Source organism: Chryseobacterium sp. GP-SGM7, from assembly GCF_049166575.1.
GTDB lineage: Bacteria > Bacteroidota > Bacteroidia > Flavobacteriales > Weeksellaceae > Chryseobacterium.
Window position 1 is genome coordinate 149,104 of sequence record NZ_JBMHFF010000004.1, and the last position, 15,889, is coordinate 164,992.

Below are 15,889 nucleotides of genomic sequence, written 5' to 3' on the forward strand. Positions count from 1 at the left end.
TCACATTAAATGTCTTAAAATCAGAAATAATAATTTATGACTTTACTCCTTTTTCCTGCATTTTTTATTTCCTAAATTTGTTATATGCAATTCAAACTTCAATCAGAATATCAACCAACGGGAGATCAGCCTAAAGCAATAGAAAAATTAACTGCCGGAATAGAAATCGGTGAAAAATATCAGACTTTGCTTGGGGTTACCGGTTCCGGAAAAACCTTTACTGTTGCCAATGTTGTGAATAATGTACAAAAACCAACTTTGGTTTTGGCACACAACAAAACTTTGGCAGCCCAGCTTTTTATGGAATTTAAAGAATTTTATCCTGAAAATGCAATTGAATATTTTGTCAGCTATTATGACTATTATCAGCCTGAAGCCTATATTGCAAGCTCAGGAACGTATATTGAGAAAGATTTAAGTATTAATGAAGAAGTAGAAAAACTGCGACTTTCTGCTATCGCAAGTCTGCTTTCGGGAAGAAGAGATATTTTGATCGTTGCCTCAGTTTCATGCATTTACGGTGTCGGAAACCCTTCGGAGTTTCATAAATCTTTAATTTCTCTAGAAATTGGAGAGAAAACCACGAGAACATCATTACTCCATTCTTTAGTTAATGCTCTATATTCCAGAACATTGGGAGAGTTCCAAAGAGGCACATTCCGTGTAAAAGGAGATGTAATTGATGTTTATCCGGCTTATGCAGATAATGGAATAAGAATTCAGTTTTTTGGAGATGAAATTGAAAAAATACAAAGTTTTGATCCCGTTTCAGGAAATGTAACGTCAAATTTTGAATCGATCCAGATTTATCCTGCGAATCTTTTCGTAACCACGAAAGAAACATTGAACGGTGCAATCAGAGATATTCAGGATGATTTGGTAAAGCAGGTAGACTTTTTCTCATCTATTGAAAAGCCTTTGGAAGCAAAGAGACTTCAGGAAAGAACTGAGCTTGATCTTGAAATGATTAAAGAATTAGGATATTGTTCGGGAATTGAAAATTATTCCCGTTATCTCGACGGAAGAGTTCCCGGATCACGACCTTTCTGTCTTTTAGATTATTTTCCGAAAGACTATTTAATGGTCATTGATGAAAGTCATGTTACCGTTCCGCAGGTTCATGCGATGTACGGAGGCGACAGAAGCCGCAAAGAAGCTTTGGTGGAATATGGCTTCCGACTTCCCGCTGCGATGGACAACAGACCTTTGAAGTTTGAGGAATTTGAAGCCATTCAAAATCAGGTTATTTATGTTTCCGCAACTCCTGCAGATTATGAACTGGAAAAGACAGGCGGAGAATATATTGAACAAATCATCCGCCCAACAGGACTTCTAGACCCGATAATTGAAGTAAGACCTTCTTTAAATCAGATTGATGATTTGATTGAAGAAATCAGAAAAAGAGCGGAGATTGACGAAAGAGTTTTAGTAACAACGCTGACAAAAAAAATGGCAGAAGAACTGACTAAATATTTTACAAAATTCGGAATCAGAACCAGATATATTCACTCTGATGTTGAAACGTTGGAACGTATTCAGATTATGCAGGATCTTCGTCTCGGGCTTTTTGATGTTTTAATTGGTGTCAATTTATTGAGAGAAGGTTTAGATTTACCCGAAGTTTCTTTAGTTGCTATTTTAGATGCCGATAAAGAAGGGATGTTGAGAAGCCGAAGATCGATGATTCAGACTGTTGGTCGAGCCGCAAGAAATATCAACGGAAGAGCGATAATGTATGCCGATAAAATCACAAAATCTATGCAGGCTGCGTTAGATGAAACAGAATACCGCAGAGCAAAACAGATTGCTCATAATGAAGAACATGGGAAAATTCCGACTGCGTTAAATAAAAAAATCTCCGAAAATCTTGTCGGAAGAAGCAAAGATTTCCCGGACGAAAAATATACCCAAAAAGAAATTATACAAAAAGTTGCTGAAACAAAAGCCAATTATTCTTCTGAAGATGTAGAAAAGATAATCAGCCAAAAACAAAAGGAAATGGAAGCAGCTGCGAAGAATCTGGACTTTATAAAAGCTGCTAAATTGAGGGATGAAATTGTTGCGTTAAAAGGCTGATTTTAAAAGATTCCATAGGAACTGAATGTGTGTAGATTTATTTATATTTGTTATAAGCGTTCCGTAGGAACGCAATATCTAAAAGTAAATAATATGCCAAATACCTATACACAAATTTATCTTCAATTTGTTTTTGCAGTCAAAGGCAGAAATAATTTAATTCAAGAAAATTTCAGAGAAGAATTACAAAAGTATATTTCGGGAATAATTGATAACAAAGGACATCGACTTCTTTCGATCTATGCTAATCCAGACCATATCCATATTTCATTAGCCTTAAAAACCTGAATGCAGCAATATCTCAGTTGGTAAAAGAAATAAAAGTTTCATCAACAAATTTCATCAATGAAAAGAAATTCATCTCAATACCATTTTATTGGCAGGAAGGTTATGGATGTTTTTCATATTCTAAAAGTCAAAAAAATGCTGTTGTAAATTATATTAACAACCAGAAGGAGCATCATAAAAAGAAGAGCTTTAAAGAAGAATATTTAGAATTTTTAAAGAAATTTGAAATCAAATATGATGAAAAATATCTGTTTGAATTCTATGATTAAATTGCGAAACCAGACATAGCGTTCCTAAGGAACGCTCATCTTGGTAATTTCAAAAATTTGCTACACACATTTGGTTCCGATGGAACCTTTAGTTAAAACTTATAAATCTTCGTCTTAGATTTCTCATAACTCACCTTTCCGTCACGAATCGGCGTTAGCAAATCCATCAAACCATTTAATTTTATTTCGTAGATCGTAGACAATTGCATTCCGAGTTTTCCGGGAGGCATTCCTTGCCGATGAAACCATTCCAGATAACTGATTGGAAGATCTGCCAAAACGGTGTCTTTATATTTTCCGAAAGGCATTTTTACCACGCATATTTCCTGCAAAATTTCAGGATTTATTCCCTGCTCCATTTTTTAAACTAATAAATTATTTTCCAAATCTTCTTCCCTGTCTCTTTCTGAAAGTTGAATTTCCGGAGTTTCATCGTCAGAAAATTCATTTCTGTATACCTGAATCAAAAGCAATGTAAAAGAAACTAAAATAGGCCCGAAAATCAATCCCATGAATCCAAACAAATTCATCCCCATAATAATTCCGAAAACCGTATTTAAAGGATGAATATCTTCCAATTTTTTAAGTAAAGTAAATCGAAGTACATTATCTGTTAAACCAACAACAACCAAACAATAGATTGCAAGACCAATTCCCGGTCCGGTTTGTCCTTCTGCAATCATGAAAATACAGATGGGAACATACACGATTGCAGCTCCCACAATCGGTATCATAGATGCAACAGCAGTAAGTGCAAAAAGCAAAATTGCACTTGGCGCACCGAAAATGAGATATCCAACTAAAGCCACGATTCCTTGCCCGACTGCAACAACCGGAAGTCCGATTGCATTTGCCATAATCAGCTTACGCATCTTTTCTCCTATTAAAGAAATATTGGCTCTTTTCAATGGTGCTGCAGAAACCAATATTCTTTCAAAAAGTCTTGGTTTTTCAAACATAAAATAAAGAATGAAATACATTGATGCTACAACTGTCAACACATTCAGAGTTCCACTTAGTGCTGAGGTGGAGTATTTCCCTGCAACACCTTTTAGCTTCGTCATATTTTCTTTACTAAGAATATCAATTTTAGTTTCCTCTTTAATAAAAACATGAATTTTTTCAGCAAAAATATTGAACTTCTCCATATAAGCTTGAGCATTACCAAGCTTTTCAATCAATAAATCGACAATAAAGTAAATTGGAAGTATGATAATAAGCAGACTCGCCAACATTAAAACCAAAGAAGAAACCCAGGGTTTCCATTTTCGCTCTTCCTGCAGGTAAAAATTATATTTTCTGCAAAGTACGTAGATGGTAATTGCGCCCAAAACGGACGGGATAAAAAGAGCAAGATTAAAGCAAATTAATGCAGCTAAAATCAGAATAATAGCCAGCAGAAAAATTTGCTTGATGACTACACTGCTGATTTGATTTTCTTTTTCGTGTGGTTTCATTTATTTATTTGTTATTTGTCGTGGTTTACCTAAATAAGCGCAGTATGCAGAATACATGGCAACTTCCATAAAACACGCACTAAAAACTATACCAACACAACATAAAAAGATTCCTGAAATACTGATAAGTCCTCCCAAAATAGCAGTTCCTAAAAATACACTGTAATTTTCTTTTACAAGATTGTATGTTTTTGAAATTGCATCCATCGCAGTGGCATTTTCAAATAACAAGATAGGATAACCAAGAAAAAACAACGGATATACAAATATAACAGGAAGAAAACACATTGCTAATGCGATCCAGAATATAATCGTGGTAATCAAACTATACAATAAAATATTACCCAAATTTTGACGATAACCGATAAAAAGATCTGAAAAATCGATCTGTACTTTGGTATTAAATTTATTGGCAATATAAATTAAACCTACATAAAGCGGAGACAAAAGAATACCCAGAAAACTGTAACCCGAGTAATATGACGAAACTCCCGGTCGATTCCATCTCACAAAATTAGAATAGTCTCCGTCAAAATCTCTGAAATTTCTAAAACCACTCCAAGAACTGTATCCTGTAATACTCTGAATAACAAAATCTCCGATAAAAAAGATAATCATGATAACGAGACCATAAAGAAAAACTCCTTTATACATTTCGAAAGCGTGGGAAATTATAGAACCTGTATTCCTTTCCGGAACAGAACCTTGCTGATCAAATTCGTTAAATTCTGACATGGTGTTTATTTTTTAATGTTTCTCAAATTTAATTTTTTTTGAGAACAAAACCATTACACAATTGTCAAAATCAATCTTTCTCTGTAAAAATAATTTTGTATAAAGAATAAATCATCGCATTCCAAAATGGAAAAGTGAACAATGCGCCAACCAAAAAGACAGCAAATCCTACATATTTAAATAGTACAGCAACGATTGTACACACTATTATTTCAATGAAATAAGCCTTTATAGCTTTCCAGCTTAAGGAGATTCCTTCAAAAATAGTTTTATTTTGGAAAAACATTAATGGTGCAATAAATAATGTAATGATTATCCATAGAAAAGGCAAAACTAACGTAGGTTTAAGCATGTCGCATACTAAAAACCAAAAAACAAAATAAGAAGTGTATCTAAAAAAATTCAGCCCGTTGTAACCGACGAATAAATCTGACATTTCAACCTCCTCTTTTAAATCAATTTTTCTGTAAATTTGAAAAAAACCTAAATTTAATGGGTATAAAAAAGCAGAAACTATAAGTATCCCTAATGTAGCATACGTATAATTTGTGCTTGATTTTATAATTTCTAATTCTTGATTTATATCTTCAAATCCTTTAGAGCCAACTTGAAGATATTTCAAAAACACATTTGAGAGCTGATTATAAACTCCAAATCTATTTTCGATATAAAAATAAGCTGCAAGGAAAACAGAAAAGTAGATTAGCGAAAACATCAGTTGATACAACAAAGTTTTATTCCAATAAAAAAATGCCTGTTTTAAAATAAAATCGAGTCCCGGTTTTTGTGGATAATTCTCCTGCATTAAAAATATTTTGTGCAAAAGTAAACATCAATAACTACTTTTGCGGAATGTTTTCTGCAAATCATCAAAAATTTTTGCAAATGGACGAACTTTCACAACAGAAGGTTCCATTTTTCTTTATCATTGATTTTCTTGTTGACAATGTTGAAATTTTCAGAGAAAATGAGCTTGAAAAAAATAGTTTATTAATTGATTTCCAATCATTTTCAAACACAGAAAAGCAGGAAGAACTAAACAAAAAAACCGATTGGAAATTCCATCCCGAAACACGGGAAAGTTTTCAGAAAGGTTTTGACATTGTTCAGAAAAATATCGAATTAGGCAATTCATACTTAGCCAATTACACACGAAAAACGAAGATTGAAACCAATTTAAGCTTAGAAGAAATTTTTTATCATTCTCAGGCAAAATACAAGGTTTTATATAAAGATTTTTTCGTATTTTTTTCTCCTGAAACTTTCGTCAAAATAACCCGTGATAAAATTTTCACTTATCCGATGAAAGGCACTATTGATGCCTCTTTAGAAAATGCCGCAGAAGTTTTGAAGAATGATAAAAAAGAAAAAGCCGAGCATTACACTGTTGTAGATTTGCTGAGAAACGATCTCAGCATGGTCGCAGATGATGTGAAAGTTGATAAATTCCAGTATATTGATTTCCTTAAAACCAGACAGAAAGATCTGTATGCGATGAGTTCTGAAATTTCGGGAGATTTAAAACAGGAATTTAAAGGAAAGGTGGGAAGCATTATGCAGAAACTTCTTCCCGCAGGTTCAATATTAGGAGCACCCAAACCAAAAACTTTAGAAATAATTTTGGAAGCTGAAGGTTTTGACAGAGGTTTTTACACCGGAGTTTGCGGTTGGTTTGATGGCGAAAATCTAGACAGTTGCGTGATGATTCGTTTTATAGAAAAAGAAGGCAATCAGTTATATTTCAAGAGCGGCGGCGGAATTACGCACATGAGCAAGTTAGAAGACGAATACGAAGAAATGAAAAATAAAATTTATGTCCCAATTCATTGAAAGCATTAAAGTAGAAGATCAGGATTTATTCCTCTTGGAATTTCATCAGAAGCGAGTGAACGAAACTTTCGCCCATTTCGGGAAAGAAGGCTCAATCGATTTGGAGAAGATTTTCAAAAATCTCAATCATGACGAAGATGGTTTGTACAAACTGAGACTCATTTATGATCTGGATAAAAAATTCAGAACCATGATGATTCCTTACGCCATTCCGGAAATTTCGGATTTTCAACTGGTGGAAAACAACAGTTACGACTACTCTTTTAAGTTTGAAGACCGCAAAGAGCTGGAAAAAATGAAGATGAAATCTAAAGCCGAAGAAATTATTATCGTTAAAAATAATCACATTACCGACACTTCATTTTCAAATATTTTGTTCCAAAAAGGGAAAGAATGGTTTACCCCAAATACGTATCTCTTAAATGGTGTACAAAGACAAAATTTGTTAAAGAAAAAGAAAATCAAAGAAACAGAAATCACTTTGCAAAACATCAAAGAATTTTCTCATTTTCAGTTAATTAATGCAATGAATGACTTTGATGATATGTTTATTTATCCGATTTCCAAGATTACCAATCTTCCGGGAAGTAATGATTATCTGGATATGTAATTCTTAATCATAGCTATCAATTCAACAGCCGCTTTGTCATTCTGAAAGAATCTAAAATACTGTATTTTGAAATGCTTAGATTCTTTCAGAATGAGAAAGAAACTGAGAAAATTCATTAAATAAATTTGATTTTTCAAACTGCTCAATCTGAAAATTTGTAAAAAGCTATTTAAAAATATCTCAATCTTAGATTTCTTTTAAATAATTAAAATAAGCTTTCTGCGTATCTGCGTTATTTTTACCTTGTGTATTGACTTCCATGATTTTAGGTTGAGCGTCCGGCTTGAAGAAATTATCAAAAACACGGTCTAAAGCTCCGTCATCATCTACTTTCACATAAGAAAAACCGAAATGTTTCGCCAGAAATTCGGCGTTCTTGTGATGTTTTGTTGAGATAAATTCATCAACGGTATTTGAGTTTGCATTTCCGGGTCCCGGAATGATTTTAAAAATATTTCCTTCCCCATTATTAAAAATAATAATTCTTGTAAATGGTGGAATATATTGATTCCAAAGCCCGTTGATGTCATAGAAAAAACTCAAATCTCCGGTAATCAACACCGTTGGATTGGCATTTTTAATTGCGAAACCCATTGCCGTAGAAGTAGAACCGTCAATTCCGCTCGTTCCTCTGTTGCAGTATATTTTTCTCTTTCCAAAGTCGAATAACTGCGCATAACGAATTGCCGAAGAATTACTGAAATGGATATTATAATTTTCAGGAATACTCTGCGAAGCTTTATTGAAAAAATAAAAATCTGAAAACTCCACCAAATTTAAAAAGCTGTTGTGTTTTTTATCTTTTTTATCCCTCAAAACATCCCAAAGATTGTAATAAGGTTTTGGTTCGAGATTGATGAAATTTAATAATTTAGAGAAAAACAATTCCGGTTTAACCTCAATTTTCTGTGTTAAAGCAAAATACGTATCGGGTTGCCAAACCTCATCGAGATGCCAATGTTGTTTCGGGTGTGCTTTTCTTAAAAATTGCTTTACCTTTTTTGAAACCACATTTTGCCCGACCGTAATTAATAAATCCGGAGCGTAGGTTTTAAAATCCTCTTCTGTAAATGCGAAAATATAACGGTCAATATGTCTAAAAAACTTTTCATGATACAAATTGGAATTTGCCTCACTTAAAACTACCACCGAATGATTTTTCACCAGTTGCGTTAACTGATTTTCAAGTTCGGGGCTGTAATCTTTCGTTCCGACCAAGATCATAATTCTCTGCGAAGTATTCCAGTCTGCCACTAAGTTGGAAGGAATTTCATATTCTTTCTTTTTGATGGTTTTTTCAACCTCAGGAAACGTCGGAAGCTCGGAAACCAAATCGTACAAAGGCTCTTCCAAAGGAATATTGATATGAACCGGACCTTGCTTTTCAAAACAAAGTTCGATGGCTTTTTTAATAATTTCTGAATTGATGTTTTCTGCATTCTCTTTAGAATCTTCCACCATCTGAAAATCTCCGTAAGAATGTTGCTGATAAAGATTGTTTTGTCTAATGGTTTGTCCGTCAAACAAATCAACGTAATCCGTGGGTCGGTCTGCCGTTAAAATCAACATCGGAATATTCTGGTAAAAAGCTTCGGTTACGGCTGGATAATAATTTGCAGCAGCAGAACCGCTTGTACAGGTAATTGCAACAGGTTTTTTCTCGCTTAATGCCATTCCAAGAGCTACAAATGCCGCACTTCTTTCATCAATAATACTGTAGCAGTTGAAACCATTCATCTCCGAAAAGTGAATAGCCAAAGGCGCATTTCTGGATCCGGGAGAGATTACAACGTCTAAAATTCCGTATTGCTGAAGAAGATTTGCCAGTACCTGAATACTTCTCTTGGAAGAATATTTTTTCATAGAACAAATTTACTTCATAAATACTTAATTTTAAAATGATTTGAAAAGAGACTTTTAATTTTTTAATCTGTCATTGTGAGAGATAAAGCAATCGTTAGAATGATGAACCCTGTTGTGCAATGATGACAGTAAAAAACCTCACAGGTTTCCAAAACCTGTGAGGTTTAATCAAAATACAATCATTTACAGGAAATACTTAGACAAAATTCTGTAAATTAGCCCCACGTAAAATTTCTATAAAATGGATAAAATACCTAGTGTAGACCTGCGTGATTTCCTTTCGGACAACCCGGAACGCAAACAGAAATTTGTAAATGAAATCGGAAAAGCTTACGAAGAAATTGGTTTTGTTGCCTTAAAAGGACATTTCCTTGATGACCAACTCGTAGACAATCTTTATGGAGAAGTAAAAAACTTCTTTGAACTTCCAACAGAAACCAAACAAAAGTACGAAATCCCCGGAATCGGCGGACAGAGAGGCTACGTTGGTTTCGGGAAAGAAACTGCTAAAGGTTTTAAAAAAGGCGATTTGAAAGAATTTTGGCATTTCGGGCAGTATGTTTCGGATGACTCAAAATACAAAAGCGAATATCCTGACAATGTTATCGTAGACGAACTTCCACAATTTAATGAAGTAGGAAAAGAAACCTACCAAATGCTTGAAAAAACTGGTAAATATGTTTTGAGAGCTTTGGCGTTGTATCTTGGTTTGGATGAATTTTATTTTGACGATAAAATCGCTGAAGGGAACTCTATCTTGAGACCCATTCATTATCCGCCAATCACTCAGGAACCGGATGATGCGGTAAGAGCTGCAGCTCACGGAGACATTAATCTGATTACTCTTTTAATGGGTTCTCAGGGAAAAGGTCTTCAGGTTCAAAATCATAAAGGTGAATGGATTGATGCAATCGCAGAACCAGACGAACTGATGATTAACGTTGGAGACATGCTTTCCAGACATACCAATAATAAACTGAAATCTACGATTCACAGAGTGGTCAATCCGCCAAGAGAATTGTGGGGAACTTCGAGATATTCTATCCCATTCTTTATGCATCCGGTAAGTGAAATGTCGCTGAATGCTTTAGAAAACTGTGTTGACGAAAAAAATCCGAAATTATATGAAGATACAACTGCCGGAGAATTTTTACACGAAAGATTAATCGAATTAGGATTAATTAAAAAATAATTTTGAAACCGAACTAAGTTCGGTTTTTTATTTAACTCTGATAGCCTAATAATTTTCTGATCTGATAGAAAAACCTTTCAATCAGTCTTAAATCCTGAGTAACGATTTCAGCATTTCCTCTTAATTCTTTATCGAATTTCAGAGTTTTATTGTAAGAAGTTTTTAAACCTTTTGGAAGAATCACATCAACATAATAATTTCCTTTATCGTCAGGAATCATCGATATATTTTTTACTTTTCCTTCTATAATTCCGTATTCCTGAAAGCGGTAATTGTCTAATTTAATTAAAACTTTTTCTCCCGGAATAATTTTCCCTGAATTTGCTGTAGGAACAGACATTCTTCCCACCAATTGCTCTGTATGATCCGGCAAAATTGAAACGATCGGATCTCCGGCTTTGACAAACTGGTTTTCACCAAAAAACTGCTGGAAACTGGCAACCCCGTTGGTGGAAGAAACAATAAGATAGTTTTGTTCCCATTGTTTTAAGGATTTTCTTAATTGTTCAAACAACTGCAAAGTCTGAGATGAATATGTGATTTTATCTTTTTCTGTATTGATTGCGGTTCCGCTCTTTGTTTTATTGAGATTGGAAATACTTTCCTGCATTTGTGATAAAGAAATGCTGATGTTTTCTAAATTTTGCTGAGCCTGAAGATATTTCAGCTTTTCACCTTCCAGTTCTACTGCAGCGATTACTCCCTGATTGAATAGTTCCTGAGAACGTTTATAATTTTTTAGGGTAAGTTCAGTTTTTGCAGCTTCAAGATTTCTTTGCTGTCTTAAATTAGTAATTCTGCCTCGTGATTCTGATAAACTTTGATTAGCGGCAAGATTTTCCGGGGCATAAGGCTGCAATCTGGTAAATAAATTTTCATCCTGAAAAGCTTTTGCAAAACTGTTGTAATCTCCCTGTAATTCACCTAATTTAAAATGAGAAACTTCATTCACCGGAAAGGAAAGCAATTGATCTGAAGCTATGGAATCTACTATTTTTTTTAATTTTAAAACATCTTCATAATGTGCTGTAGACTGTAAAACAACCAAAATATCACCTTTTCTAACCTGTTTGTGATCTTTAATGAAGATTTTTTCAATTTTCGAATTACTTCTCGCTTCAATTTTCTCAGGTGGATTTTGAGAAGTTACCACAATCGGAGCGGGAACAAATTCGGGATATTTGATGATGTAACTCATTGCGAGGATAAGCAGTAATATGAGAAATATAATCGTATTTCCCCAACGGAACATCCAATGAGGTGGTTCTGTGAGAATATCCTGAACGCTTTCTGAACGGAGTTCTATATTGTCTAAAATGTCTTTCATAAAAAAGTCTCAACTCTTTACAGTCTGAAAGAGTTGAGATATCAATTTAATTAACGAGTAACACAAGTTCCATTTTTACATACCTCACCTTCTTTACATCCAATAGCATCATCACTGTAAAATGAAATACAAGAAATAAATCCAGGTTGGTTACCTAGGCACGCAAATGTACCAACAGCTTCACCCAGGTTTGAGCAATCAACAGTTGAGTACCCTCCGCTAATTTTTTTTAAGTCTTTTCTTGAGATTTTTTTTAAATTTTTCATACTAAATAATATGTTTTTATTTTTCCTACTCTATTACAGCTTTTCGGATAACGCTCTTATAAGATTTAAATATATAAAATAATTCAGATACAGATGATTTATTTTTCATCTAATTACCTAATTCAAGTTGATTTTTAACGAGTCTGTAATATTCTCCTTTTAAAGATACCAATTCCGCATGATTTCCTTCTTCAACGACTTTTCCTTTATCTAAAACGATAATTTTATCAGCATGTTTTACGGTTGATAATCTGTGGGCAATCACAATGGCTGTTTTACCTTTGAAAAACTGTTCGAGATTTTCCATGATGACCTTTTCGTTGTTGGCATCCAAAGCACTTGTGGCTTCATCGAAGAAAATATATTCCGGAGATTTGTAAACGGCTCTTGCGATGAACAATCTTTGTTTTTGTCCGCCACTTACACCGACTCCTTCATTTCCGATTTTTGTGTTATAGCTTAACGGTAATCCTTCAATGAAATCTTTGATATTGGCAATTTCTACAGCTTTTCTCAGTTTTGTTTTATCTACATAATCTTCTCCAACAGCTATATTATTGGCAATCGTGTCATTAAAAACATATCCTTCCTGCATCACAACGCCACACTGATCTCTCCAAAATCGTGGTGAGATATTTTTCATTTGAGTATTCCCTATTTTTATTTCCCCTTCATTCGGTTCGTAAAATTTCATTAATAATTTCAGCAACGTCGTTTTTCCACTTCCACTTGCGCCAACAATGGCTGTTGTTTTTTGATAAGGAATATTTAAACTTAAATTTTCAAAAACCGGAACATCCGATCCAATATACCTGAAAGACATATTACTGACTTCAATATCTTTTTCGGGAATTTCGGTGGCATATTGTTCATTTACATTTTCTTCATCTTCCTTATCATGAATTTCACCTAATCGCTCCAAAGAGATTTTGGCATCCTGAGTCTGTTTGATAAAATCAATCAATTGCAGTAACGGACTGTTCAATTGTCCTATAATATACTGTACGGAAAGCATCATCCCTAAAGTAAGATTTCCTTCCAAAACCAATTTAGCAGAAAGAAAACTCACCAGAATATCTTTCATCTGATTGATGAAATTTCCGCCGACAGACTGCCATTGTTCTAATGAGAGTGATTTTATCCTTAATTTAAATAATTTCACCTGCAAAAACTCCCAATCCCAACGTTTTTGCTTTTCGGCGTTGTGCATTTTGATTTCCTGCATTCCGTTGATAAGCTCAATGACTTTGCTTTGTTCCTGCGAAACCTGAGAAAACCTTTTATAATCTAATTCTTTTCTTTTCCCGAGAAAAAAAGTAATCCATCCGATATATAAAACGGCTCCAACCAAATAAACAACGAATAATCTGTAATCATAAAACAACAAAACGATGCTGAAAATGATCAGATTGACTAATGAAAACAATGTATTCAGAGAAGAATTGGTCAAAAGCTGCTCAATTCTATGGTGATCATTGATTCTCTGCATAATATCACCCGTCATTCTTGTATCAAAGAAACTAATCGGAAGTTTCATCAATTTAATAAAGAAATCGGAGATGATTGAAATATTAATTCTGGTGGAAAGATGAAGCAAGATCCAGCTTCTGATAACTTCGATGCCCATTCTGCCAAGAAAAAGCATTATCTGAGCCAATAAAACCAGATAAATGAAATTCAGATCCTGATTCTGAATTCCGACATCCACAATACTTTGAGTAAGAAAAGGCAGAATAAGTGACAATAAACTTCCCGCCAACAAACCGATAGCCAACTGAATGATCAACGATTTGTATTTCAACAAATATTTTGAAAGAAATGAGAAACTTGCCTTACTTTCGTGATCATCAAACTCCGTCTGAAAAAAAGCAGGTGTGGTTTCAAGAATCAAAGCGATTCCTTCTTCCGTGTTTTCGTTGGCATTTTCTCCAATCCAGAATTTGATAAATTCTTCTCTTGTGTAGGTAATCAAACCATAACTTGGGTCTGAAATGTAAACAACATTATTTTTATCTATTTTGTAAACAACAACAAAATGTTGTTTGTTCCAATGTACAATACAAGGAAATGGAACTTCTTCAACAAGAGTATTAAAATCTATCTGCACCCCCAAAGAACGAAAACCTAAATCTTCGGCAGCATCACTTAAACCCAATAAGCTGCTTCCTTCTCGAGTGGTTTCTGAAAGGTTACGGATCTGCTGTAACGAAATACTTTTTCCGTAATGTTTACTGACGATCCTTAAACATGTGGGACCGCAGTCTTTGGAATCCGGCTGTAGATAAAAGGGGAATTTTTTTTTCAAAACTAACAAAATGTTTAAATGTAGATGACTACAATATATAAATAACTGAGGTTACAAATTCTATAATTGTTAAAAAAAATATTAATAAAAAATCAATCATTACACACATAATTATTAGTTAAAACCATCATCTTCCATCAATTCGCTGATAAAATACTGAATATCTTCCCGATCATATTTATCCGGATACTGATAGCCATTGATGATAAAGACCGGTGTAAAAGTAATTCCGGCAGAACTGTTTTCTGCAGTCATCCGAATAATATTGGTAAGATCTTCCGAATTTTCTATCCCGATTATTCTCCTGATTTCATTCTCATCTCTGTTTTTAAACCATAGATCGACAGAATTTAAAAATTCTTTTTGTGATTTGTTTCTGTAAATGCTCAAAAAATCTGAAATAAGCTGGGTATATTTTTCACCTGCACTTTCGCCAGAATAATTAAACCTTATCTGGGCAGAAATTTCATCGGGATATGTTGCCATTAAACCTTCAAGAATCTTATGTGCATCTTTACAAAAACCACAATAAGGATTTGAAACTACAGAAATATGTAGTTTGGCGTCTTTATTACCTAAGAAGAAAGTATTATTATCTGAAAATTCAATTTTTTCTTTGTCTAAAAGTTCTCTTTTAAATAAATCATAATTTCTTTTGAATCTCAAATTTTTTGCATTCGATTTTTTAAGCTCCTCTTTTTGATTCATCAGATTATTCAGAAAAGCAATCGTGATAAATAGAGAAATAAATAATATTACACTGATAAAAACAGCAGCTAAAGATACATTCCAACTAAAATAAACAGAACTGATTGCGATCTGACCGAGCAATACAAAAATAATAACCAGACAAACCCGGCAAAGTGACTTCTCAACAAAAGCCTGAACATACAAAGAATAAAGAATCACAAAAATCGAAATCATTGCAGTAATTCGCAAAATAAATTGTGCCTGCGGAAAAATAAGTCCAACCAGTGTAATTCCCAAGAAATAGATTAAGCTAAAATCGGAAAGCTTCAAACCCAAAATATTAGTTTTATCATAAGAAAAAATCTTTGAACATGAGCTTTGAGAATTATTATTCGCCGCTCCTCCACAAATATTACTGACTACAGCAGATTCCTGACCAAATTTCTGATTAAAAAGTTCTACTGAAATATAAACTCCAGCTAAAGACAAAATGTTAAAAATACTTTCATACCAGGTAAACTGCAGGAATGAATAGAGAATAACAATCCCAAAAACCAGATAAATAAATGGTTGAAAATTGAAAAATGACGTCGATTTTATATTCTCGGTTTTCTCAAAAAGAAGTACAAACTCACCAGAATTTTTGTAAAGTTCCTCCTTATTCAGCGTTTTTACTTTATCAGAATAGATGGTGAAATCATTCCCTTTCTTTTTTACCAATGAAAACGAATTGTCAACCAATGCCATATATTCTTCGGGCAATTCGTCCCAATATTCTTTATCCAATTCGTAAGCATCGTTTTTTAAACCCAAAAAATTCAGAGTATCACTGAAAGCCAGAGCCGAAGGATAGTTAGGGTGAGAATTGAACTGGAAATAGAATTCCTGCTTATCGAGTTTGAAGTGGTCTATGAGTTTGTCGAAATTCATATGTTATAGTTGGTTTGGTGTTTATTAAAGATAGCAATTGTTTTTAAATTA

Annotated in this window: 13 protein-coding genes and 1 pseudogene; 5 read left to right on the forward strand and 9 right to left on the reverse strand. The window is 33.8% G+C overall.

Annotated features, from left to right (window positions below; translation table 11 throughout):
* Positions 1-84: 84 nt before the first annotated feature.
* Positions 85-2,076 carry an excinuclease ABC subunit UvrB gene (gene uvrB, locus ACOOWA_RS15570; protein WP_421376613.1) on the forward strand — a complete coding sequence of 664 codons (1,992 nt, stop codon included), beginning with the start codon at positions 85-87 and terminating at the stop codon, positions 2,074-2,076.
* Between the two features lie 93 nt (positions 2,077-2,169).
* Positions 2,170-2,633, forward strand: a pseudogene (gene tnpA / locus ACOOWA_RS15575) (IS200/IS605 family transposase).
* Between the two features lie 92 nt (positions 2,634-2,725).
* Here tnpA and ACOOWA_RS15580 read toward each other — a convergent pair.
* The 4 genes from ACOOWA_RS15580 to ACOOWA_RS15595 all read right to left on the reverse strand — a co-directional run bounded on the left by ACOOWA_RS15580 (position 2,726) and on the right by ACOOWA_RS15595 (position 5,540).
* Entirely contained in the window at positions 2,726-2,980 is a 255-nt protein-coding gene (locus ACOOWA_RS15580; RefSeq protein ID WP_421376949.1) for a DUF3820 family protein, read from the reverse strand.
* A 15-nt stretch (positions 2,981-2,995) separates the two neighbouring features.
* Positions 2,996-4,090, reverse strand: a complete 1,095-nt coding sequence (locus ACOOWA_RS15585) for an AI-2E family transporter (protein ID WP_421376615.1) — start codon at positions 4,088-4,090, stop codon at positions 2,996-2,998.
* Positions 4,091-4,825 carry a beta-carotene 15,15'-monooxygenase gene (locus ACOOWA_RS15590; protein ID WP_421376616.1) on the reverse strand — a complete coding sequence of 245 codons (735 nt, stop codon included), beginning with the start codon at positions 4,823-4,825 and terminating at the stop codon, positions 4,091-4,093. It lies immediately after the preceding gene.
* Between the two features lie 70 nt (positions 4,826-4,895).
* Entirely contained in the window at positions 4,896-5,540 is a 645-nt protein-coding gene (locus ACOOWA_RS15595) for a hypothetical protein (RefSeq protein WP_421376618.1), read from the reverse strand.
* A gap of 137 nt (positions 5,541-5,677) precedes the next feature.
* Between ACOOWA_RS15595 and ACOOWA_RS15600 the strand changes: the two genes are divergently transcribed.
* Both ACOOWA_RS15600 and ACOOWA_RS15605 read left to right on the forward strand, forming a co-directional pair.
* Positions 5,678-6,655, forward strand: a complete 978-nt coding sequence (locus ACOOWA_RS15600; RefSeq protein WP_421376950.1) for an aminodeoxychorismate synthase component I — start codon at positions 5,678-5,680, stop codon at positions 6,653-6,655.
* Entirely contained in the window at positions 6,639-7,265 is a 627-nt protein-coding gene (locus ACOOWA_RS15605; RefSeq protein ID WP_421376620.1) for an aminotransferase class IV, read from the forward strand. The genes ACOOWA_RS15600 and ACOOWA_RS15605 overlap by 17 nt, the downstream gene beginning before the upstream one ends.
* Before the next feature lie 186 nt (positions 7,266-7,451).
* Here the strand turns inward: ACOOWA_RS15605 and menD are convergent, their stop codons facing one another.
* Positions 7,452-9,128, reverse strand: a complete 1,677-nt coding sequence (gene menD, locus ACOOWA_RS15610; protein WP_421376621.1) for a 2-succinyl-5-enolpyruvyl-6-hydroxy-3-cyclohexene-1-carboxylic-acid synthase — start codon at positions 9,126-9,128, stop codon at positions 7,452-7,454.
* Between the two features lie 241 nt (positions 9,129-9,369).
* Here menD and ACOOWA_RS15615 point away from each other — a divergent pair, with 241 nt between their 5' ends.
* Entirely contained in the window at positions 9,370-10,320 is a 951-nt protein-coding gene (locus tag ACOOWA_RS15615) for an isopenicillin N synthase family dioxygenase (protein WP_421376623.1), read from the forward strand.
* 31 nt (positions 10,321-10,351) lie between these two features.
* Here the strand turns inward: ACOOWA_RS15615 and ACOOWA_RS15620 are convergent, their stop codons facing one another.
* The 4 genes from ACOOWA_RS15620 to ACOOWA_RS15635 all read right to left on the reverse strand — a co-directional run bounded on the left by ACOOWA_RS15620 (position 10,352) and on the right by ACOOWA_RS15635 (position 15,838).
* Complete coding sequence (locus ACOOWA_RS15620; RefSeq protein ID WP_421376625.1) at positions 10,352-11,647, reverse strand: HlyD family secretion protein; 1,296 nt, start codon at positions 11,645-11,647, stop codon at positions 10,352-10,354.
* 50 nt (positions 11,648-11,697) lie between these two features.
* Complete coding sequence (locus ACOOWA_RS15625; RefSeq protein ID WP_421376626.1) at positions 11,698-11,913, reverse strand: bacteriocin-like protein; 216 nt, start codon at positions 11,911-11,913, stop codon at positions 11,698-11,700.
* Between the two features lie 109 nt (positions 11,914-12,022).
* Positions 12,023-14,218 (reverse strand): peptidase domain-containing ABC transporter, encoded by a 2,196-nt coding sequence (locus ACOOWA_RS15630; protein WP_421376627.1) that lies wholly within the window; start codon positions 14,216-14,218, stop codon positions 12,023-12,025.
* Between the two features lie 114 nt (positions 14,219-14,332).
* Positions 14,333-15,838, reverse strand: a complete 1,506-nt coding sequence (locus tag ACOOWA_RS15635) for a vitamin K epoxide reductase family protein (RefSeq protein ID WP_421376628.1) — start codon at positions 15,836-15,838, stop codon at positions 14,333-14,335.
* Positions 15,839-15,889 lie beyond the last annotated feature (51 nt).

Excerpts from the sequence above, each read along its gene's own strand:
- ACOOWA_RS15635 (WP_421376628.1), bottom strand. The coding sequence starts at position 15,838 with ATGAATTTCGACAAACTCATAGACCACTTCAAACTCGATAAGCAGGAA.
- ACOOWA_RS15620 (WP_421376625.1), bottom strand. The coding sequence starts at position 11,647 with ATGAAAGACATTTTAGACAATATAGAACTCCGTTCAGAAAGCGTTCAG.
- ACOOWA_RS15615 (WP_421376623.1), top strand. The coding sequence starts at position 9,370 with ATGGATAAAATACCTAGTGTAGACCTGCGTGATTTCCTTTCGGACAAC.
- ACOOWA_RS15605 (WP_421376620.1), top strand. The coding sequence starts at position 6,639 with ATGTCCCAATTCATTGAAAGCATTAAAGTAGAAGATCAGGATTTATTC.
- ACOOWA_RS15595 (WP_421376618.1), bottom strand. The coding sequence starts at position 5,540 with ATGTTTTCGCTAATCTACTTTTCTGTTTTCCTTGCAGCTTATTTTTAT.
- ACOOWA_RS15600 (WP_421376950.1), top strand. The coding sequence starts at position 5,678 with ATGTTTTCTGCAAATCATCAAAAATTTTTGCAAATGGACGAACTTTCA.
- ACOOWA_RS15590 (WP_421376616.1), bottom strand. The coding sequence starts at position 4,825 with ATGTCAGAATTTAACGAATTTGATCAGCAAGGTTCTGTTCCGGAAAGG.
- ACOOWA_RS15625 (WP_421376626.1), bottom strand. The coding sequence starts at position 11,913 with ATGAAAAATTTAAAAAAAATCTCAAGAAAAGACTTAAAAAAAATTAGC.
- uvrB (WP_421376613.1), top strand. The coding sequence starts at position 85 with ATGCAATTCAAACTTCAATCAGAATATCAACCAACGGGAGATCAGCCT.
- menD (WP_421376621.1), bottom strand. The coding sequence starts at position 9,128 with ATGAAAAAATATTCTTCCAAGAGAAGTATTCAGGTACTGGCAAATCTT.
- ACOOWA_RS15585 (WP_421376615.1), bottom strand. The coding sequence starts at position 4,090 with ATGAAACCACACGAAAAAGAAAATCAAATCAGCAGTGTAGTCATCAAG.